The organism is Tabrizicola sp. (assembly GCF_051645465.1).
GTDB lineage: Bacteria > Pseudomonadota > Alphaproteobacteria > Rhodobacterales > Rhodobacteraceae > Tabrizicola.
In genome coordinates this window covers 1-19,450 of sequence record NZ_JBOFBI010000339.1, presented here as the reverse complement: position 1 = coordinate 19,450, position 19,450 = coordinate 1, and the positions used below count along the sequence as shown (strand labels likewise).

Annotated in this window: 15 protein-coding genes and 1 pseudogene; 7 read left to right on the top strand and 9 right to left on the bottom strand. The window is 63.7% G+C overall.

Annotation, left to right across the window (positions count from 1 at the left end):
* The 5 genes from ACRCSW_RS21595 to hypE form a co-directional block, all read left to right on the top strand.
* Positions 1-278, top strand: a 278-nt coding sequence (locus ACRCSW_RS21595) for a hydrogenase maturation nickel metallochaperone HypA/HybF (RefSeq protein WP_438707714.1), incomplete at its 5' end; no start/stop codon positions are given.
* Positions 278-1,102: a hydrogenase nickel incorporation protein HypB gene (gene hypB, locus ACRCSW_RS21590; protein ID WP_438707713.1), complete on the top strand. Its 825-nt coding sequence runs from the start codon at positions 278-280 to the stop codon at positions 1,100-1,102. The genes ACRCSW_RS21595 and hypB, both read left to right, overlap by 1 nt.
* 29 nt (positions 1,103-1,131) lie before the next feature.
* A complete protein-coding gene (locus ACRCSW_RS21585; protein ID WP_438707712.1) occupies positions 1,132-1,422 on the top strand; it encodes a HypC/HybG/HupF family hydrogenase formation chaperone in 291 nt (96 codons plus the stop codon).
* Entirely contained in the window at positions 1,419-2,561 is a 1,143-nt protein-coding gene (gene hypD, locus ACRCSW_RS21580) for a hydrogenase formation protein HypD (RefSeq protein ID WP_438707711.1), read from the top strand. The genes ACRCSW_RS21585 and hypD overlap by 4 nt, the downstream gene beginning before the upstream one ends.
* Positions 2,507-3,586: a hydrogenase expression/formation protein HypE gene (hypE, locus tag ACRCSW_RS21575; RefSeq protein WP_438707710.1), complete on the top strand. Its 1,080-nt coding sequence runs from the start codon at positions 2,507-2,509 to the stop codon at positions 3,584-3,586. The genes hypD and hypE overlap by 55 nt, the downstream gene beginning before the upstream one ends.
* Before the next feature lie 4 nt (positions 3,587-3,590).
* Here hypE and ACRCSW_RS21570 read toward each other — a convergent pair whose 3' ends face one another.
* The 8 genes from ACRCSW_RS21570 to ACRCSW_RS21535 all read right to left on the bottom strand — a co-directional run bounded on the left by ACRCSW_RS21570 (position 3,591) and on the right by ACRCSW_RS21535 (position 12,998).
* Positions 3,591-5,225 carry an NAD(P)-binding protein gene (locus ACRCSW_RS21570; protein WP_438707709.1) on the bottom strand — a complete coding sequence of 545 codons (1,635 nt, stop codon included), beginning with the start codon at positions 5,223-5,225 and terminating at the stop codon, positions 3,591-3,593.
* Positions 5,222-6,235 (bottom strand): thiamine pyrophosphate-dependent enzyme, encoded by a 1,014-nt coding sequence (locus tag ACRCSW_RS21565; RefSeq protein ID WP_438707708.1) that lies wholly within the window; start codon positions 6,233-6,235, stop codon positions 5,222-5,224. Before ACRCSW_RS21565 ends, ACRCSW_RS21570 begins: the two co-directional genes overlap by 4 nt.
* A complete protein-coding gene (gene porA / locus ACRCSW_RS21560; protein ID WP_438707707.1) occupies positions 6,232-7,494 on the bottom strand; it encodes a pyruvate ferredoxin oxidoreductase in 1,263 nt (420 codons plus the stop codon). The genes ACRCSW_RS21565 and porA overlap by 4 nt, the downstream gene beginning before the upstream one ends.
* Positions 7,491-8,060 carry a 2-oxoacid:acceptor oxidoreductase family protein gene (locus ACRCSW_RS21555; RefSeq protein WP_438707706.1) on the bottom strand — a complete coding sequence of 190 codons (570 nt, stop codon included), beginning with the start codon at positions 8,058-8,060 and terminating at the stop codon, positions 7,491-7,493. The genes porA and ACRCSW_RS21555 overlap by 4 nt, the downstream gene beginning before the upstream one ends.
* Before the next feature lie 203 nt (positions 8,061-8,263).
* A complete protein-coding gene (locus ACRCSW_RS21550) occupies positions 8,264-9,457 on the bottom strand; it encodes an efflux RND transporter periplasmic adaptor subunit (protein WP_438707705.1) in 1,194 nt (397 codons plus the stop codon).
* 3 nt (positions 9,458-9,460) lie between these two features.
* On the bottom strand, positions 9,461-11,827 hold the full coding sequence (locus ACRCSW_RS21545) for an ABC transporter permease (protein ID WP_438707704.1): 2,367 nt from the start codon (positions 11,825-11,827) through the stop codon (positions 9,461-9,463).
* A complete protein-coding gene (locus ACRCSW_RS21540; RefSeq protein WP_438707703.1) occupies positions 11,821-12,537 on the bottom strand; it encodes an ABC transporter ATP-binding protein in 717 nt (238 codons plus the stop codon). The genes ACRCSW_RS21545 and ACRCSW_RS21540 overlap by 7 nt, the downstream gene beginning before the upstream one ends.
* Before the next feature lie 98 nt (positions 12,538-12,635).
* The gene (locus ACRCSW_RS21535) at positions 12,636-12,998 is read right to left on the bottom strand and encodes a hypothetical protein (protein ID WP_438707702.1); all 363 of its coding nucleotides are present in this window, start codon (positions 12,996-12,998) and stop codon (positions 12,636-12,638) included.
* Positions 12,999-13,132: 134 nt separating this feature from the next.
* Here ACRCSW_RS21535 and ppsA point away from each other — a divergent pair, with 134 nt between their 5' ends.
* Together ppsA and ACRCSW_RS21525 are read left to right on the top strand one after the other, a co-directional pair.
* The gene (gene ppsA / locus ACRCSW_RS21530) at positions 13,133-15,565 is read left to right on the top strand and encodes a phosphoenolpyruvate synthase (RefSeq protein WP_438707701.1); all 2,433 of its coding nucleotides are present in this window, start codon (positions 13,133-13,135) and stop codon (positions 15,563-15,565) included.
* A 48-nt stretch (positions 15,566-15,613) separates the two neighbouring features.
* The gene (locus ACRCSW_RS21525) at positions 15,614-18,220 is read left to right on the top strand and encodes an HAD-IC family P-type ATPase (RefSeq protein ID WP_438707700.1); all 2,607 of its coding nucleotides are present in this window, start codon (positions 15,614-15,616) and stop codon (positions 18,218-18,220) included.
* Between the two features lie 214 nt (positions 18,221-18,434).
* Here the strand turns inward: ACRCSW_RS21525 and ACRCSW_RS21520 are convergent.
* Positions 18,435-19,450 (bottom strand): annotated as a pseudogene (locus ACRCSW_RS21520) (hypothetical protein); the annotation flags it as partial.

Genomic DNA, 19,450 nt, shown 5'->3' with positions numbered 1-19,450 from the left:
GCTTTTCCTCCGTGCGCAGGATCACTTTGGAAATCGGCGCTTTCGCCGGCATCGAGCAATCGGCGCTGCGCTTTGGTTTTGATGCTGTGATGCGCGGCTCGGTTGCCGAGGGTGCGCGGCTGGAGATCATTGATCTGCCGGCGCGCGCGCAGTGCCATGATTGCATGGAAACGGTCGAAATCATGGATCGGCTGGCGTGCTGCCCGCGATGTGGTGGTGAGCGATTGTTGCCAGAGGGAGGCGACGAGATGCGGATCAAGGACATGGAGGTGGTCTGATGTGTACGGTCTGCGGCTGCAGTGACACCGTAAAGTTCGACATCAAGTCCGGGCATTCACACGCCCAGTTCAGTGCCGCTCTTTCCCACGTTCATGATCACCACCAGCACTACGGTATGGGCGCGGCTGGTGTGTCTGCTCCCGGCCTTTCGCAGGCGCGGATCATCGCGATCGAGACCGATATTCTGTCCAAGAACAACGGCCTTGCCGCGGCCAACCGCCGCGTGTTGCAAACCTTGGGCGCCTATGCGGTCAATCTCGTTTCGTCCCCCGGTTCCGGAAAGACTACGCTTCTGTGCCGCACGATCGAGATGCTGGGTGGGACACCTCTCGCGGTCATTGAAGGAGATCAGCAAACCTCGAACGACGCCGAACGCATCCGCGCGACAGGGGCGCCAGCCATACAGATCAACACCGGCAAGGGCTGCCATCTGGACGCCGAAATGGTCGGTCGTGCGATGGATCAGCTTTCACTGCAGCCTGGGGGCTTTCTCTTCATCGAAAACGTCGGCAATCTGGTCTGCCCTGCCGCGTTTGACCTGGGAGAGGATGCCAAAGTGGCGATCCTCTCGGTCACCGAAGGCGAAGACAAACCGCTTAAGTACCCGGATATGTTTGCGGCCTCCAAACTGGCAATCCTGAACAAGACCGATCTTGCGCCACATTGCGACGCCGATCTGGCGGCCTATGAGGCCAACCTGCGGCGGATAAACCCGAAGACCGAGACCCTCCGGGTTTCGGCTCGGACCGGCGAAGGCATGTGGGAGTGGGTTGCCTGGCTGCGCGCAAGGCATGCGGAAAAGACGCTGGCGCGGGCAGTCTGAAAGGCTCGTCGATTGGAAAGGACGAAGCGATGTGCCTTGGAATTCCAGGACAGATCATCTCCATCACCGACCCTGCCCGCCAGATGGCAATGGCCGAGATATCGGGCGTGCAGCGCGAGGTATCGGTCGCCTGCATCGCGCGCGACCCGCTGACTTTGTTGATCGGGGAATGGACGCTGATCCACGTCGGTTTTGCCATGGCGGTGATCGATGCGGACGAAGCGGCCAAGACACTCGCAGCTCTGCGCGATCTTGGAGAAATGCAGGAAGCCCTTGGAGCAATAGCCGAAACTGCCGCTGGACTGGAGCAGGCCCAGTGAAATACGTCAGCGAGTTCCGCGACCCGGTTGCCGCGAAATCGCTGCTGGCGGCGATCGAGAAAGTCACCGACTCTCTGGGGGCAACCGCCACCAAGCCCATTCATGTCATGGAGATTTGCGGAGGGCACACGCATGCGATCTTTCGCTATGGTCTCGACAAATTGACGCCTCCAGGGATCGAATTCATCCATGGACCGGGCTGTCCAGTCTGCGTGCTGCCACGCAGCCGAGTGGATGAGGCCATTCAGCTGGCCGAACGCCCCGAGGTGATCTTCACGACCTTCGGCGACGCGATGCGGGTGCCCGGCACGGGCAAGTCCCTGTTGCAGGCACGCGCCGCGGGGGCCGACGTACGGATAGTCTATTCGCCCCTTGATGCGCTGGAACTGGCCAGATGCAACCCTGCGCGCGAGGTGATCTTCTTTGGGCTGGGGTTTGAAACCACAACACCCTCTACCGCGATTACCCTGCAGACGGCGGCGGCAGAGGGGCTGACCAACTTCAGCCTTTTCTGCAATCACATCACGGTGCCAGAACCGATCAAGGCGCTGCTGGACGATCCGCATATGGTGCTGGATGGTTTCGTCGGCCCCGGCCATGTGTCGATGGTGATCGGCACTCATCCTTACGATTTCATCGCCCGCGACTATGGCAAGCCAATCGTCGTGGCGGGGTTCGAGCCGCTGGACCTGCTGCAATCGGTGCTGATGGTCCTGACCCAGATCCACGAAGGACGCGCCGAAGTGGAAAACCAATACGCCCGCGTGGTGCCCGAACACGGCAATCCAGCGTCCTTGGCTGCGATGGCCGACGTCTTCGAACGCCGCCCCAGTTTCGAATGGCGGGGCCTGGGCGAGATCGATCTCTCTGGCCTCCGCATTCGCGAGAAGTATCGCGCGTTCGACGCCGAGGAGAAGTTCGGTATCGGCTATGGTGCTGGTCCGCGCGTGGTGGCTGAGCCGGACGGCTGCGCCTGCGGGCAGGTCATGACCGGGCGCATGAAGCCGCTGCAATGTCCGCAGTTCGGGCGCGGCTGCACACCCGACACGCCACTCGGTGCCCTGATGGTGTCGTCAGAAGGCGCATGTGCGGCCTACTGGCAATACGGCGGCGCACGGCTGTCGACGGTCGCACCGTGAGACCGGCGCTGGGAGATACCCACGTGACCCTTGCCCATGGCGGCGGCGGGCGGGCGATGCATGATCTGATCGACGCGGTCTTTCGGTCCGCGTTTGATCCGCCGGGCAAAGAGGATCAGGCCCGGTTGAGCCATCCGGCACTGACCGAACCGGGCGCGCAGCTCGCCTTTACGACCGACAGTTTCGTCGTGACACCTGTCGAATTTCCCGGCGGCGACATCGGAAAGATCGCCGTTTGCGGCACGGTGAACGACCTTGTGGTCGGGGGGGCGAGACCCCTCTGGTTGTCCGCTGCGTTCATCATCGAAGAAGGCTGCGAGGTTGCGCTGTTGCACAGGATTGTCGCGTCAATGGCGCGTGAAGCAAAGAGCGCGGGCGTGCGCATCGTCACCGGCGATACCAAGGTGGTCGGGCGCGGTGCTGCGGATCGGATTTTTGTGACGACCTCGGGCATTGGCGTGATCCCTGTTGGACGAAATCTCGCCGCTGCCAATATCCGGCCCGGCGACGTCGCCCTGGTCAACGGCGTTCTCGGCAACCATGGGGCAGCCATTCTCGCCGCGCGTGGCGACATGGCGTTGTCGACAACCATAGCTTCGGACTGTCAAAGCCTGGGCCAGCTCATGGAAGCGGTCCTTGCTGCTGCTCCCGGAACGGTCGCCGCGCGCGATGCGACGCGCGGCGGTCTGGCCTCGGCGTTGAACGAAATGGCGGAAGCAGCGGGCGTCGGCATCGAGATCGATGAGGCCCATCTTCCCATCCATCCCGAAGTACGCGGGGTCTGCGAGATTCTGGGACTTGATCCGTTGTACCTTGCCAATGAAGGAACGCTTGTTCTGTTCGTACCCGAGCCACAAGCGCAGGCGGCGCTGGCCGCAATGCGCGCCACCCCGGCAGGCGTTGGCGCCGCGATCATCGGTCGAGCTGTATCGGAGAACAGCGGCATGGTCACCATGCGCACCCTTTTTGGCGGCAACCGGATTGTCGACATGCTTGTCGGCGAGCAACTGCCCCGGATTTGCTGACGGTTCAGGTTTCTTCCGGCACCATCTCGATGGCCCCACAGGGGCATTCCGCAGCGCAGATGCCGCAGCCTTTGCAGTAGTCCAGATTGATCGCGAACCGGTTGCCCGGTCCAAGCTTGATCACCGCGTTGTCGGGACAGACGCCATAGCAGTTGTCGCATTCAAAGCAGTTGCCGCAACTCAGGCAGCGCCGGGCCTCAAACAAAGCCGTGGCTTCGCTGAGGCCGCCCTGCACTTCGTCAAAACTCGACGTGCGCCGCGCGAGGTCCAGCTGCGGGCGCATCGTCTTGGGCGCATCGGCATAGTACCAGGTGTTCAGCCGATCAAAGCCCGCCAGCCGCTTCTCAGCCCTGGCTGGCAACGTCTCACCCCGCAGCCAGGCGTCGATGTGGCGGGCGGCTTTCTTGCCGTGGCCGATGGCAACCGTGACATTTCGCTCACCCGGTGCCATATCGCCCCCGGCGAAGAGCCCCGGATGCCCCGTCATCATCGTGTCGGGATCGACCTGCACCACGCCGTCGGCGGTCATCAGGTCGGGGATCGAGGACAAGAGCGACAGGTCCACATCCTGTCCAAGCGCCAGCACCAGCGAGTCCGCCTCCAGTGTTTCGAACTCGCCGGTCGGTTGCGGTTTGCCGTCAGCGTCCAGCACCATCTTTTCGATGGTCAGCTGCCCGCCCTCGGCTCCGGTGATGGTCGACAGCCACTTCACCTTAACGCCTTCCTCCAGCGCTTCTTCCAGCTCGAAATCATGCGCGGGCATTCTGTCGCGGGTGCGGCGGTAGACGATGATGGCGTCGGTTGCCCCGAGGCGCCGCGCACTGCGGGCGACGTCGATGGCCGTATTGCCTCCGCCATAGACGACCACACGCCGGCCGAGCATCGGCTTCTCCTCGCCCTCCATCGACCGCAGCACCGACACGGCGTCCAGAATGCGCGAGGAGTCCTTGGCGGGAATGTAAGCGCGCTTGGCGATATGCGCCCCGATGGCAAGGAAGGTCGTGTCGGCGCCGACCTCTTTCATCGTCACCGCGATATCCGCCACCTTCTCACCGTAGCGGAACCGCACGCCCATCGCAGCGATACGCGCCACCTCGCCGTCCAGCACGTCGCGCGGCAGCCGGTATTTCGGGATGCCGAACCGCATCATCCCGCCCGGCTTTTCGCCTGCCTCGATCACCGTCACCGCATGGCCCATCCGGCGCAGGTGATAGGCGGCGGAGAGGCCCGAAGGCCCGGCCCCTACAACGAGCACCGTCTTGCCGGTCTCGGCTGCCGGTGCCGCAAAGGCCCAACCCTGCCGCAGCGCCTCATCGCCCAGAAACCGTTCGACTGAATTGATCCCTACGGCCGTATCAAGCTTCGCCCGATTGCAGGCGGTCTCGCAGGTATGGTAGCAGACCCGCCCCATGATCGCCGGGAACGGGTTGTCGCGCGTCAGATGCCGCCAGGCCGCCTCATAGTCCCCGCTCTCAGCGTGATAGAGCCAGCCCTGGATGTCCTCGCCCGCCGGGCATTCGTGGTTGCAGGGTGGCAGCCGGTCGACATAGACCGGGCGTTCGGTGCGCCACGACCCGGTCTTGTTGGCAAGCGACGATCCTGGATCAAGCGTGATGGCATAGGGCTTTTTCATCGTCATGCCGCATCCTCCAGCAAGCCGAAGCGTTTGATGTTCTTGTCCGCCATCGCCTGAATCCGCGCGACGAGATCGGGGCGGGGGTGGCTGCCGAAAAGATGCGCGTAGCGCTTCTGCAGCTTCAGATAGTCCTCAACGGGAACCCGGTGACGGATTTTCGCGACGCTGGTGATCTCACCTGCTTCGGCCTCGAACACCGGGAAGATGCCGGTTTCTCGGGCGAGGCGCGCGAGCTTGATCGTGTCGCAACTGGCGGCCCCCCAGCCCAGCGGACAGGGCACGAAGACCTGCAGATAACGCGCGCCGCGCATCGACATCGCCTTTTCGACCTTGGCTTCGAGATCGCGAAGGTCGGCCACCGTGGCTGTGGCGACGTAAGGAATCTCGTGGGCCACCGCGATCAGCGGCACGTTCTTGCCCTTGCCGAATTCTGCGCCCGGATTGGGGCCGAGCGGCATAGTCGTTGCGGTTCGCGCGGCAGGTGGTGTTGCTGACGACCGCTGCACGCCAGTGTTCATATAGCCTTCGTTATCGTAGCAGATGTAGAGCACATCATCGTTGCGCTCGAACATGCCCGACAGGCAGCCAAATCCGATGTCGGTGGTGCCACCATCGCCGCCTTGCGCGATCACTCGGACTGCGCTCTGCTCAAGCCCGGCGTTCGCAGCCTTGACTTTCAGGGCCGCGGCGATGCCCGTCCCGACCGCCGCCGCATTGCCGAAGAGACTGTGGAGCCAGGGCAGTTTCCAGCTCGTTTCGGGGTAGGGCGTGGAAAACACCTCAAGGCAGCCCGTCGCATTGGCGGCGATCAGTTGCCCGCCCGTCGCGCGCATTGCGGCATCAACAGCATAGCGCGCGCCCAAGGCCTCGCCGCAGCCCTGACAGGCGCGGTGGCCGGAGGTCAGCGAGTTGTCGCGCGCAATCGAGGCCTGAACGGTCCTTTGCGCCGGGTCCAAGAGCCGGTTGCCGACGGTAAAGGTCCCGGTCTGGTAGAACTTGATCTCCTGCGTCATGGCCTCACCTCCACCTTTTCAGCCTTGCCACCGATGTCGCGCAGCAGGTTCTCGGCGATCGGGCCAGACCGCCGCATCGACGCTTCGCGGGCAAGTTGGCGGTTGACGACTTCGTGGTTCAGATCGAGGAAAGTCAGGGGTTCCAGCCGGTCCGCCACCGCATCGGCAAGCATCCGTCGTAGCGATCCTTGCGTGATCGGGCGGCCACCAAGGCCCGCGACAACGGTGTAACCGCGCAACTTGATCCCCGAGAGGGCCATCCGCACATCAGCCGAGACCACGCCCCCCATGCCCACTGAAAAGCTCTTCTCCAGCACAACGACACGCTTTGCGCCTTTGAGTGCCCCCCGCACGGCCGCCAAGGGGAAGGGCCGGTAGGATCGGATCGACAGCAGGCCGATCTTTTCGCCCCCGTCGCGCATGGCATCGACGGTCTCTTCCAAAGTGCCCACGACAGAGCCAAGCGCAACCACGATGGTTTCGGCGTCGTCAATCCGGTAGCCCCGAACCAAGCCCCCCGCCGCGCGGCCAAAACCAGCCTCGAACTCGGCAGCGATTTCAGGGATCCGCTCCAGCGCCATGGTCTGCTTCGCATGCGCGATATAGCGGACCTCCATGAACGCCTCCGGCCCCACCATCGCGCCAATCGACACCGGCTCGGCCGGGTCAAGCACCTGCCGCGGCTCATAGGGCGGCAGAAACGCATCCACCTGAGCTTGCGAGGGGATATCCAGCCGCTCATAGGCGTGGGTCAGGATGAAACCGTCCATGCAGACCATCACCGGCATCGACAGCTCTTCAGCAAGCCGGAATGCCTGAATGTGCAGGTCCACCGCCTCCTGGTTGCTTTCGGCAAAGAGCTGCAGCCAGCCGCAATCACGCTGGCTCATCGAATCCGAATGGTCGTTCCAGATGTTGATCGGCGCCCCGATGGCGCGGTTGGCGACCGTCATCACGATCGGCAACCCTAGGCCCGAGGCGTTGTAGATGGCCTCGACCATGAACAGGAGACCCTGACTTGCGGTCGCCGTGTAGGTGCGGGCACCCGTTGCCGAGGAACCGATGGCCACGCTCATCGCGGCAAATTCGCTTTCGACGTTCAGGAACTCGCAAGGGGCCAGCGTGCCGCCCTTGACCAGCGCGCCCAGCCCTTCGACGATATGGGTCTGCGGAGAAATCGGATAGGCACAGATCACCTCGGGCCGACACAGGGCGACCGACTGCGCGACCGCCTGCGAGCCTTCCATCTGGCTGATCATGACGTCTCCTTTGCGGCGAGAAGGTCATAGGCCTCGGTCGCAGCGGCGTCATTGCGCTCGGCGACGGACCCCTTGAACTTGTCGTGGATGGCGTGGACCACCGCCTCAAGCGTGATCAACCCGGTCATTGCGGCAAATCCCCCCAGCAGGACCGCATTCGGCAGCGGCCGCCCCAGATGCTTCATGGCGATGTCGGTCGCAGGTAGCGTGATCACACGCCCCGGCGGCATCCGCGCGACCACGTCGTCCAGACCCAGCTCGCTCGCCGTTCGCCCGGAGTTGATCAGGACATATCCCTGCGGCATCAGACCCTGAAACACGTCAACCTGGTGCAATAGATGCACGTCCTGGATGATCAGCACGTCAGGGGCACTGATCGGTTCGCGTGAGCGGATCGGTTTGTCGTCGATCCGGCAGAAGGACACGACCGGCGCGCCGGTGCGTTCCGAGCCGAAGCTGGGAAAGGCCTGGGCGTGGCGGCCTTGCTCAAAGGCCGCGATCGACAGCATTTCGGCAGCAGTTACCACACCCTGTCCTCCGCGACCGTGAATGCGTATCTGCAGCATTGGGTTTCCTTTCTCAGCCGATATCCCAGCGGAGCGGCTGACCGCCGCATGCAACCTCGCTGCCAACGCGGCCAAGTTCAGGCGGCATGCATCGAGTTCGCAACGGCAGCCCACATTGCAACACTAGCACCGGGCAACGGCCCAGCCTTGATCGAGATCATGCCGCGTCGATTCACCTCTGAGGCCGGGCGCAGAATCTCCGGTCACTCCTCCTGAACCGGCAGGCCTTTCACCGCGCCGCCCTCAACGACCAGATCGCTTGGATGCAGGATCACGTCGTCCCCTTCGGCCAGCCCTTCCAGCACCTGTGCGTAGTTCTCATTCCGCTCGCCCAGGGTGATCCGCTGCAGGGCGGCCCGCCCGTCGCGGACAACATAGGTCGCCCAATCCGCTCCATCACGGAACAGCGCGCCGACCGGGATCGTTAGCACGTTGTCACCCCGCCAAAGCGCGATGCGGGTGATGACGCGGAAGCCGTGGCCAAGCTCGCTCCAACCTTCTGCCGGACCGGAAAGGCTGAGGATGACCTTTACCCTCTGCTCATCGATCCCCAAAGCCGAGATCTTGGTCACCGCCGAAGGTTCGACCCGTTCCACCTTGGCCGGGATAGGTGCGCCGCCCCAGCCGGTGATGCTTGCTTCGGCCCCTTCCTTCACGCGCACGGCGTCGCGAGACAGAAGGTCGACCACGATCTCCAGATTAACTGGATCGCCAATCTCCAGGATCGGAGTGCCCGGTTGGACGACCTGCTCGCTTTCCGTCAGCACCCGCAGCACCCGACCCGAGACCGGGGCGACGATGTTCACGCAGCATTTGTCCCTTTCGCCGTTCCTGTCCGACCGCAGCACGACAAGCGCGCTTTCCAGTTCCTTCTCGCGCACGGCAAGGTTGGCAATCGCACTGCTGACCGCCGCCTCGGCCGTCTTCCGCTCGCGGACGGCGTTGTCGTAGGTCCGCTGTGAAACCGCGCCCTTTTCGTAAAGCGCGATGGCGCGGTTGGCCTCTCCGGTCATGAACTCCAGCGTTGCCTCGGCCTGTGCAAGCTGGGCGCGGGCAAGGTCCATGGCCGCTTGCGCGGCGGCGGCTGTCGCTTCGGCCACCGCCCGCGAGCGGCTGTCGAGAAGGACCGGGGCGGCGGGACCGATGGCGGCGACCACGGTTTCGCCTTCGGTCACTTCGTCCCCAGCATGCAGGCTGATGCGTTTTAGCTTGCCCGTGATGGTGGCCGAGACGGTGAAGACCTCGCGGATCCGTGCCTCGCCCTCTTCCTCGACGGCGACTTCCAGGCTGCGGGGGGCGACTTCGGCCAGTTCCACCTCGACCGGGCGAGGCTTGAACGCCCAGACCAGGAAGGCGATGACGGCTATGGCGGTGGCGGCAGGGATGAGGCGGCGCATGGGTCACTCCCGTGTCTTCAGGACTTCGATCATGTCGAGATTGTTGATCCGGCCCCTGATCGCGAAGGCCGAAACCAAAGCCGAGGCGCAGACAATGAGGCTGGCGGCCGCAAAGACCTCACGGCCAAGGACCAAGGGGACGCGGTAGAGGTCGGAGGAGAAGGCCGCGACCATCGCGAGGCTTATGCCATAACCGATCAGCCAGCCGATCGGCTGGGCAAGCAGAACGACGACAGCCAGTTCGCCGAAGAGGACGCGCGAGACCTCGCCCCTGGTGAAGCCAAGAACGCGCAGGCTGGCAAGCTCGCGTCCCTGCTCAGAGAGTGCGATGCGCGAGAAGTTGTAGACGACCCCAACAGCGATGATGGTGGCAAGGATCACGTAGACCGAGATCATCACGGTGATGTTCTCGGCGATCGTCTCCTTGAAGCGGTTGACCGTCAGAGCCGTGACAATGATGAATTCGGTCTTCGGGGCAGCTTTCGCAGCCGCGTAGAACGCCTGTTCCTGCGCTGCATCGATTTGCAGGTTCAGGCCAGACACAACGGCGCCCTCGCCCATCAGCTGGTTCAATCCCCCAATCTCCATCGCAGCAGCAAGGCCGACATAGCCAAGCGAGATGCCGCTGACCGGCAGGGTCACCGTCGGACGCGCGCCTTCCAGCACCTCGACCGTCACCAGATCGCCGGGACCGACCGACAGCGCATCGGCCAGAGCCTCGGAAAGGATCAACCCTTCCCTAGGCATGGGCATCGGCTGCAGGTCCGGGTCCAGGACCCGCGAGAGCTTTGCATCAGCCGGTCGGCCGGTGACCGAGAGCTTCTTCCAATGGTTCCGATGGCTGATCCTCGCCGTGACCATGCGGAAGGGCTCGGCAACCATCACCCCCGGCATCTTGGCCGCAGCGAACGTGGCGCGGTTCGGCTCCGGCATGCCGAAGACGACCATGGCGTCGTGCCGCTCTGCGCGGAAAAAGGTGATGTCGATCATGTGGTTGATCGATCCGAAGGACCAAAGCGACGCGACAAGGATCGCAACGGCCATGGCGACCCCAAGGATGCTGGAGGCGGTTCGGAACGGCCAGCGAAAAAGATGCCGTGCCACCATCACGCCGGTCTGGCGGAGCGGCATCAAACGGCGGAACCAGCCCATGCGTTGCCGGTACGTCACGGGGGCCGGTGGTGACATGGCGACGGCGGGCGGCAGCTTCACCACCCCGCGCACCGCATAGATGGCGCCACCCAATGCAGCGCCAAACGTGATCATCGCGGCGACCCCGTAGAGCTGAGGGTCGCGGGTGAAGACGAGGTAGGGAAAGGTGAAGAACCGGGCGTACATGCGTGCAAGGCCCGCCCCGAGCCAGGCCCCGCCGCCAAAGCCGATCAGGATCCCGACGACGGCGATGAGCAGCACGAACTCGATGTAGTGCTGCGCCACCGCGCGAGAGGAATAGCCGATCGCCTTCAGAAGCCCGATCTGTTCCCGTTCCAGCGCGATCAGACGCGCAAGCGTCATGTTCACAAGCATCGCCGCGACGAGCAGGAAGATTGGCGGCAGGACCTTGGCCATGGCCGAAAGCTGCTTCATCTCGGCGTCCAGAAAAGCATGCGAAATCTGGTCCTTGCGTGCCGAGGCGCCCACGCCGCCGTAAGGGGTCGTCAGCCGGTCCAGGACCTCGATCACCCGGTCCGGGTTGGCACCGGGGGCCAGCTTAAGGACTACATTCGAGAAGGCGCCTTCCAGATCGTAGGTGGCCTCAAGGCTGGCACGGGGCGCCCAGACGATGCCGTAGCGGCGGGGGTCCGGCATCATCTGGCCGGGGCCCAGGGCGTAGATGAACTCGGGCGAGAGCGCGACGCCGGTGATCAGAAGCTCGCGACGCTGGCCGTTCATCAGCACCGGCAACTTATCGCCCGGGGCAAGGCGATGTGCCGTGGCGAAACCGTCCGAGACCGCCACCTCATGGGCCGATTGCGGGTCAGGCAGCCGCCCACGCTTGAGATAAAGCCGGTTCAGGCCGGTGCCGTTGCTGCCGGGAAGAGACACGAAGAGGACCGAGCCCGGCTCCGCCATCGTTGGCAAGTCTAGAAGACCAAGCTTCACGATCCGCGCTTCAGCGTCGAGAACGCCCTCGATCTCCTCGATCTCGGCAAGAAGCGCACGGGGCGCGCGGGTCACATCGGAAAACACATCGGCGAAGCGGTTCTCTTCGTAGTAGCGGGCACGCGTCTCATGCAGCGAGGAGTAGGCGCCGTTCCCCAGGATCAGCGTTGCCACTCCCGCCGCAAGCACCAGCGCAATCGCCAGCACCTGCGCCCAGAGGCGGCGCAGGTCACGCAGGACCTTGCGGCGGAGAGGCGGGATCACCATACGACCTCCGCCGGGGCCTTCTTGGTCGCGTTGACGGTCTCTTCGACGATCCGTCCGTCCGCAAAGCGCAGCACCCGGTCGGCGATGTCGCGAATGGCGGCGTTGTGGGTGATGACCAGGGTCGTCGCGCCCACCGCCCGGTTCACTTGGGTCAGCGCTTCCAGCACCTTGATGCCTGTCGCGCTGTCCAAGGCCCCGGTCGGTTCGTCGCACAGAAGCACCTCGGGGTTCTTGGCGATGGCGCGAGCGATTGCGACGCGTTGCTGTTCACCCCCAGAGAGCTGGGCCGGGAAATGGTCGGCGCGTTCCGCAAGCCCCACCAGCGCCAATGCCTCGTCGGCGGGCATCGGGTGGCGAGCGATTTCGGTAACCAGCTGGACATTTTCGCGGGCGGTGAGGCTCGGGACCAGGTTGTAGAACTGGAAGACAAAGCCCACGTGGTCGCGGCGGTACTGTGTGAGTTCGCCTTCACTCAGCACCGTAAGCTGGTGCTCCTCGAACCAGGCCTCGCCGGCGGTCGCAGTATCAAGCCCGCCCACGATGTTGAGGAAGGTCGACTTGCCCGATCCCGAAGGTCCGAGGATGACAACAAACTCGCCTTTTGCGGCCTGGAAATCCACGCCGCGAAGGGCATGCACTTCCTGCTCGCCGCTTCTGTAGACCTTGGTCAGGCCCGTCGCGCGAAAGACGATGTCTGATCTTTCCCCCATGGCAGGCAGGCTCCTTTGCGGGAAGCATTCGTAGGTCTGTCAGAAAAGACGACCATCACGTGTGTCAGCGGAGTCCGGTCGCGGGTCTCGCAATCGGCTCAGGACAGGTCCTTTTGCTGGGTCACATCCAGAAGCGCCTCAAGAAGCGCAAGGGCGACCGCCGGGCCGGTTCCCAGACCGACAACCTCGTCCTCGTCACTCCCCCGCGTTTCGCGCAGCGAACAGCGCCAATGTCCGTCAGGCTCTCGCGCTTTGCCGGTCAGCTGGATCGTCCAGCCCGGCAAGGCCAGATCGACCAGATGCAGCACTTCCTCCACCGGCTCCAACGCGACCTTCGATGGCGCGGGCAGCGTCGGAAAGACCCGCCGCACGACTATTTCTGCCGCTGCCAAAGTCTCCCGATCCAAGGCTGAGGCGCCCTTGATCCTTGTCATCACACTCAGGATGTCGGTCTTGCTCATCACAGCCTCCATTTCTTCTGCTGCGTTCAATAGACCGGCAATCCCCGGTGTTCACTTTGATCCGCGTCAATACCGGAACCGAAAAAATGGCACATGGTCACGTCGGCCGTTCATTCAACACCGGGGAGCAACCGATGCCCACGAAATCAGTCAATGTCATGTGGTTTGAAGATCTCGCGCGCGGCGATGTCGCGCTGGTTGGCGGCAAGAACAGCTCGCTTGGCGAGATGGTCCAGCAGCTGGGCAAGAAGGGGATCAAGGTCCCCGGGGGCTTTGCAACTACCGCCGACGCCTATCGCGCCTATCTGACCGCCAATGACCTCGACGCCCGAATCGATGACGTGATTTCCAGTTGGCAGGACCACAAGATCACCCTGCACGAAGCCGGCTCCCGGGTCCGGGCCATGATCCTTGCGGGCGACTGGCCGAAGGACATCGAGGCTGACATCCTGAGGTCGTACCGTGAGCTTTCGCGGCGGGCGAAAACCACCGACCTGCCCGTCGCCGTCCGCTCCAGCGCCACAGCGGAAGACTTGCCGGACGCAAGCTTCGCCGGCCAGCAGGAAACCTATCTGAACGTCCGCGGTGAAAAGGCCGTCCTCGCCGCCTGCCGCCGCTGCTTCGCCTCGCTCTTCACCGATCGTGCCATCACCTATCGGCAGCTGAAGGGTTTCGGTCACACCAAGGTCGCCCTGTCGATCGGCGTTCAGCGGATGGTCCGGTCCGACACCGGCGGGTCGGGCGTGATGTTCTCGATCGACACGGAAAGTGGCTTTGACAAAGTGGCGCTGATCACGGCGGCCTGGGGCTTGGGCGAAAACGTCGTGCAGGGCGCGGTGAACCCGGATGAATACGAGGTCTACAAGCCCTTCCTTTCAAGGAAGTCCCTGACCCCGATCGTGAAGAAGATCCGCGGCTCGAAAGAGATCAAGATGATCTACGCCGGGGCAGAAGGCGGGGCTACCAAGAATGTCCCCACCTCCAAGGCCGAACGTGCCGCCTGGGTGCTGAGCGATGCCGAGATCCTCGAACTGGCCCGCATGGCAGTCACGATCGAAGATCACTACGGCCAGCCGATGGACATGGAATGGGCCCGCGACGGCGACACGGGCGAGCTTTTCATCGTCCAGGCCCGCCCCGAAACCGTGCAGTCGCGCGCCGATGCGGGTGCGATCAAGTCCTACACGGTCAAGAAGGCTGGCAAGCCCCTGCTGAAAGGCCTCAGCGTTGGCTCTGCCGTCGCCACCGGCCGCGTCAGCATCATCGAAAGCGCGCACGAGATCGACCAGTTCGTCGACGGCTCGATCCTTGTGACCGGCACTACCGACCCCGACTGGGTCCCGATCATGAAACGCGCCTCGGCCATCGTCACCGACCATGGCGGCCGCACCAGCCACGCTGCCATCGTGAGCCGCGAACTGGGCCTTCCCGCCATCGTCGGCACAGGCAACGCGACCCACGTCCTGCATGACGAGCAAGAGGTGACCGTCTCCTGCGCGGGCGGCGACGAAGGTGTGATCTACGAAGGCATCGCCGAGTTCGAGGCCGAAGAGCTGCGCATCGACGATCTGCCGAAGACCCGCACGAACATCATGCTGAACCTCGCCAACCCCTCCGCCGCGTTCCGCTGGTGGCGCTTGCCCTTCGATGGTGTCGGATTGGCGCGGATGGAATTCGTGGTGAACAACGCGCTCAAGGTCCACCCGATGGCACTCGTCAACTTCGACCGCCTGAAGGACGAGGCCGCCAAGGCCGAAATTGCCGAGCTTACCAAAGGCTTTGCCGACAAGACCGAGTTCTTCGTCGACGGCCTCGCCCGCGGTCTGTCGCAGATCGCTGCGGTCGCCTACCCGCGCCCCGTCATCGTGCGGATGAGCGATTTCAAGACCAACGAATACGCAGAGCTTCTTGGCGGGCGCGAATTCGAGCCGAAGGAAGAAAACCCGATGATCGGCTTCCGCGGCGCCTCGCGCTACTACTCGCCCCGCTACGAAGAGGGCTTTGCGCTGGAATGCAAGGCCATCCATCGCCTGCGCAACCAGATGGGCTTTGACAACGTTGTCGTAATGATCCCCTTCTGCCGCAGCCCGAAAGAGGCAGACCGCGTGCTCGCCACCATGGCCAAGCACGGCCTGAAACGTGGGAAGGACGGGCTTCAGGTCTATGTCATGGGCGAGATTCCCGCCAACGTGATCCTCGCCGAAGACTTCGCTTCCCGCTTCGACGGCTTTTCCATCGGCTCCAACGATCTGACGCAACTCACCCTGGGCGTGGATCGAGATTCGGAAGAGCTCGCGGCGCTGTTCGACGAATCCGATCCGGCCGTCCTGTGGATGATCGAAAGCCTGGTCGCATGTGCCCATAAGGCTGGCGCCAAAGTCGGCCTCTGTGGTCAGGCCCCAAGCAATGATCCTGCCTTCGCCAAGCTTCTGGTCAAGGCCGGGATCGACTCGATCTCGGTCACCCCGGACAGCTTCGTTGCCGTGAAACGGCATGTCGCTGCGGCGGAGACGTCGGGCCCGAAAGCAGCCTCCAACAAGAAGAAGGAATTGGTGCCGGAGGCATGAGGTTTCGGCTTTCGGGCGGGTTCGCAGCGATGGCGTGGACACCCGAAAATGCCGCTGACTGATCCGCATGCCAAGACCGTTGCGGTCTGCCTTGAGGGGCTATCAGCGACCGCTGGTGGACTGACCACCACGGAGGCCGCGCGGCGGCTGGCCGAACAGGGACCGAACCGCCTGCCGGAGCAACGGGCGCGAGGTCCGCTGACGCGGTTCCTCGCGCAGTTTCAAAACGTTCTGGTCCTCGTGCTTCTGGGTGCCGCCGTGGTGACGGGGGCGATGCAGCACTGGGTCGATACAGGGGTGATCCTGGCCGTTGTCCTGGCCAACGCCGTGATTGGCTTTATCCAGGAGGGCAAGGCCGAGGCCTCGATGGCAGCGATCCGGCAGATGCTCACACCCCGCGCCGCCGTGCTCCGTGACGGGCGGCGGCTAAGCGTCGACAGTGCCGATCTCGTACCAGGAGACATCGTGCTGCTAGAGGCAGGCGACAAGGTACCGGCCGATCTGCGCGTCGTCGAGGCACGAGGTGTTGGGGCTCAGGAGGCGATCCTGACCGGCGAATCCGTTCCGGTCGAGAAAGCCGAGGAACCGGTTGCAGCTGATGTGCCCCTTGGCGATCGGCAGTCGATGCTGTGGTCTGGGACACTGGTAACCCAGGGCACCGCGCGGGGGCTGGTGGTCGCCACCGGCGCGCGGACCGAGATCGGGCGGATCGGCGGACTGCTTGCCGCGGTAGAGGAGCTTACGACCCCCCTGGTCGCGCAGATGGACAGCTTCGCGCGCTGGCTGTCGGCCCTGATCCTCCTCGCCTCGGGCCTGCTCCTGGTCTACGGCACCTACGTCGGCCACCACGCCTTCGCCGAGATGTTCATGGCCGTGGTCGGCGTCGCGGTGGCCGCGATCCCGGAAGGCCTGCCCGCCGTGATGACCATCACCCTGGCTATCGGCGTGAAGGCTATGGCCAGCCGCCATGCTATCGTCCGCCGCCTGCCCGCCATCGAGGCCATCGGATCGGTGTCGGTCATCTGCACCGACAAGACCGGAACCCTGACCCGCAACGAGATGGTCGTTGCAGCCGTTGAAACGCCCGAAGGTGCCTTTGCCATTACCGGCGACGGCTATGCGCCAAAAGGTGCGATCACACCTGCGGGTGATCTAACTCGCCTCGCTCTTGCTGCAACGCTTTGCAACGATGCAGGGCTTCACTTCAAGGACGGGCAATGGTCAGTCGAGGGCGATCCGATGGAAGGCGCGCTTTTGGCCTTTGCCGGAAAGGCCGGGGGCGATCATGTGGCGCGGCGGCTCGACGCCGTTCCCTTCGACAGCCGCCACCGTTTCATGGCCGTTCTGACCGAAGGTCCGGCAGGACGCCTGACTCACGTTAAAGGCGCGCCGGAAAGGGTGCTGCGCATGTGCGCGGGGTTGGACTACGGGCACTGGCATGACCGGGCCGAGGCGCTGGCACGTCACGGGCTTCGGGTGCTGGCGCTGGCTGAGCGGGTTGAGACGCATACGCGGATCGATGCAAAGGCACTGGCCGGAGGTCTGGACTTCCTGGGCCTCGTCGGCCTGATCGACCCGCCCCGCCCAGAGGCCATCGCCGCCGTGGCCGAATGTCGGGCGGCGGGGATCCAGGTCAAGATGATTACCGGCGACCATGCGGGCACCGCTGCGGCTATTGCCGCCGAGATCGGGTTGGAAAACCCATCCCGTGTTCTGACCGGCGCCGATCTCGACAAGCTCGACGACGCGCAGCTGGCGCTGGAGGTCACGGGTGTCAACGTCTTCGCCCGCACCAGCCCGCAACACAAGCTGCGCCTTGTCACGGCACTGCAAGCGAACGGACTGTCTGTCGCGATGACGGGCGACGGCGTGAACGACGCACCCGCGCTGAAGCGCGCGGATGCCGGCATAGCGATGGGATTGAAGGGCTCCGAGGCCGCGAAAGAGGCGGCCCAGCTTGTTCTCGCCGACGACAATTTCGCCACCATCGTCGCGGCAGTGCGTGAGGGGCGGACGGTCTGGGACAACCTGAAGAAGGTGATCAGCTTCGAGCTGCCCACCAACGCGGGCGAGGCAATGGTGGTGGTCCTGGCACTTCTGGCCGGTCTGGCACTTCCGATCACCGCCGTCCAGATCCTCTGGGTCAACCTGATCACCGGCATCACGCTGGGCCTGGCGCTCGCCTTCGAGCCGACCGAGGCGGGCACAATGGCCCGGCCACCAAGGCCACGTAACGCGCCCATCTTGTCAGGCTGGCTTGTCTGGCATGTGGTGCTGGTGGCGCTTCTTTTCCTTGCGGCAGTCTTCGGCATCTTTTCCTATGCGCTCGCGAAGGGTTATTCGCTCGCTCTCGCTCAAACCATGGCGATGAACATGCTGGTGGTCCTCGAAATCTTCCACCTCTTCTTCATCCGCAACATCCACGGCACCTCACTGACCTGGTCCGCCGTGCGTGGCACCAAGGTGGTCTGGTCCGTGGTCATCGCCATAACAGCCGCCCAATTCGCCGTCACCTACCTTGCACCCCTGCAAACCGTTCTTGGCGCCGCGCCGGTTCCTCTGGTCGACGGCCTTGTGATAGTCGGCATCGGCGCGGCCTTCTTCGCAATGGTCGAGATCGAGAAGCAGATCCGGTTGGCATTTCGGAGGTCGTGAGATTCATTGCAAGATCGGCGTCGGTTGTTCTTATCTGACGCGGTGCTGGAGCGATAAGCGAGAGTTGTGCCGTTCAGGCTTCCAGGCAGTCGAAGCCGGCCCATCTCGGTCGTTCGAGGATGATCAATCGCCGCAGTGCAGCTGCTCCAGACCGGCCGTTCGCTTTCCGCGCAGCACCATTGGCGGGGCTCTGTCGTTGAGTGCCAGAAGCACCCTAGGTGTGCACCTCAACAGGCGCTGCGCCCGAAAGATACTGTCCAATCCACCGCGCCGCGTCGGTGACATCTGCGCCGGACAGTTCGTGGCCGACTGAGAGCTTCCGGGACTCGACTTTTGCGCCACAGGCCCGCATGGCGTCTGCCAGTGTTGACGCTTCGTTGGCAAAAACATCATCGCGGCCATCGAGCATCAGCACAGGCGTTCCAGAGATATCTGCGGCCGGTAGGTTCTCCGGCACCTGGGCACTGCGCAGCAGGATCGCGCGCCGCACGACGCCGGGATGGAAGAGGATGACGGCAGCCAGAAAGTTTGCTCCGTTGGAATAGCCAAGGAAGAAAAGCCTGTCTGTGTCGATCCCGTAACCGGTTACTGCGCCTTCGACGAAGGCCGCGAAGGCTTCGGATTCGCTGCGGATGTCCGCCTGATCGAACGCCGCGGCGTAGATGCGCCGGAACCAGCGATTGGTTCCTTTCTCGGTCGCCCGGCCGCGCACCCCCAGAAGCGTTGCATGCGGCGCAATGCGGCGGGCAATCGGCATCAGGTCGGACTCATTTCCGCCGGTGCCATGCAGGAGCACCAATGTCGTGCCATCTGGGTGCTCTGGTCGGTTGAAGCGATGAATGAAGGGGAGGTCGCGCGCGGGGAATCGCTCTTCGCCCGGCAGGGCAAACTGGGGCAGCATCACCTTCAGATCATCGGCGCGATCCACTTCGTGCGGCGGCAGGAACGGGGTCTGGCCAAGCGCGTCGGGCGCTTCGTCAACGGTCATCCAAGGCCCGTCTGTCGCATATTCCATGAGGATGCCAGTGGGATCGCGGACATACAACGACAGGAAGTACGTCCGGTCGTGAACCTCGGCGGGTCCGTGGTTCTTAGAGCACTTTGCCTTTACGCTGAATCTTGGGATTCCTTTGTGTGTTGAGTTGTGATTCATCCTTGTCAGGAGGATGCATCCTGCCCGCACCATTATCATCTGACCTTCGCCGCCGGTTCGAGGCGCTTGTGCTGTCC

What these genes read in the sequence shown, in the direction of transcription:
- hypB (WP_438707713.1), top strand. Translation starts at nt 278, where the DNA reads ATGTGTACGGTCTGCGGCTGCAGTGACACCGTAAAGTTCGACATCAAG.
- ACRCSW_RS21585 (WP_438707712.1), top strand. Translation starts at nt 1,132, where the DNA reads ATGTGCCTTGGAATTCCAGGACAGATCATCTCCATCACCGACCCTGCC.
- hypE (WP_438707710.1), top strand. Translation starts at nt 2,507, where the DNA reads ATGTGCGGCCTACTGGCAATACGGCGGCGCACGGCTGTCGACGGTCGC.
- ACRCSW_RS21570 (WP_438707709.1), bottom strand. Translation starts at nt 5,225, where the DNA reads ATGACGATGAAAAAGCCCTATGCCATCACGCTTGATCCAGGATCGTCG.
- ACRCSW_RS21565 (WP_438707708.1), bottom strand. Translation starts at nt 6,235, where the DNA reads ATGACGCAGGAGATCAAGTTCTACCAGACCGGGACCTTTACCGTCGGC.
- porA (WP_438707707.1), bottom strand. Translation starts at nt 7,494, where the DNA reads ATGATCAGCCAGATGGAAGGCTCGCAGGCGGTCGCGCAGTCGGTCGCC.
- ACRCSW_RS21555 (WP_438707706.1), bottom strand. Translation starts at nt 8,060, where the DNA reads ATGCTGCAGATACGCATTCACGGTCGCGGAGGACAGGGTGTGGTAACT.
- ACRCSW_RS21550 (WP_438707705.1), bottom strand. Translation starts at nt 9,457, where the DNA reads ATGCGCCGCCTCATCCCTGCCGCCACCGCCATAGCCGTCATCGCCTTC.
- ACRCSW_RS21545 (WP_438707704.1), bottom strand. Translation starts at nt 11,827, where the DNA reads ATGGTGATCCCGCCTCTCCGCCGCAAGGTCCTGCGTGACCTGCGCCGC.
- ACRCSW_RS21540 (WP_438707703.1), bottom strand. Translation starts at nt 12,537, where the DNA reads ATGGGGGAAAGATCAGACATCGTCTTTCGCGCGACGGGCCTGACCAAG.
- ACRCSW_RS21535 (WP_438707702.1), bottom strand. Translation starts at nt 12,998, where the DNA reads ATGAGCAAGACCGACATCCTGAGTGTGATGACAAGGATCAAGGGCGCC.
- ppsA (WP_438707701.1), top strand. Translation starts at nt 13,133, where the DNA reads ATGCCCACGAAATCAGTCAATGTCATGTGGTTTGAAGATCTCGCGCGC.
- ACRCSW_RS21525 (WP_438707700.1), top strand. Translation starts at nt 15,614, where the DNA reads ATGCCGCTGACTGATCCGCATGCCAAGACCGTTGCGGTCTGCCTTGAG.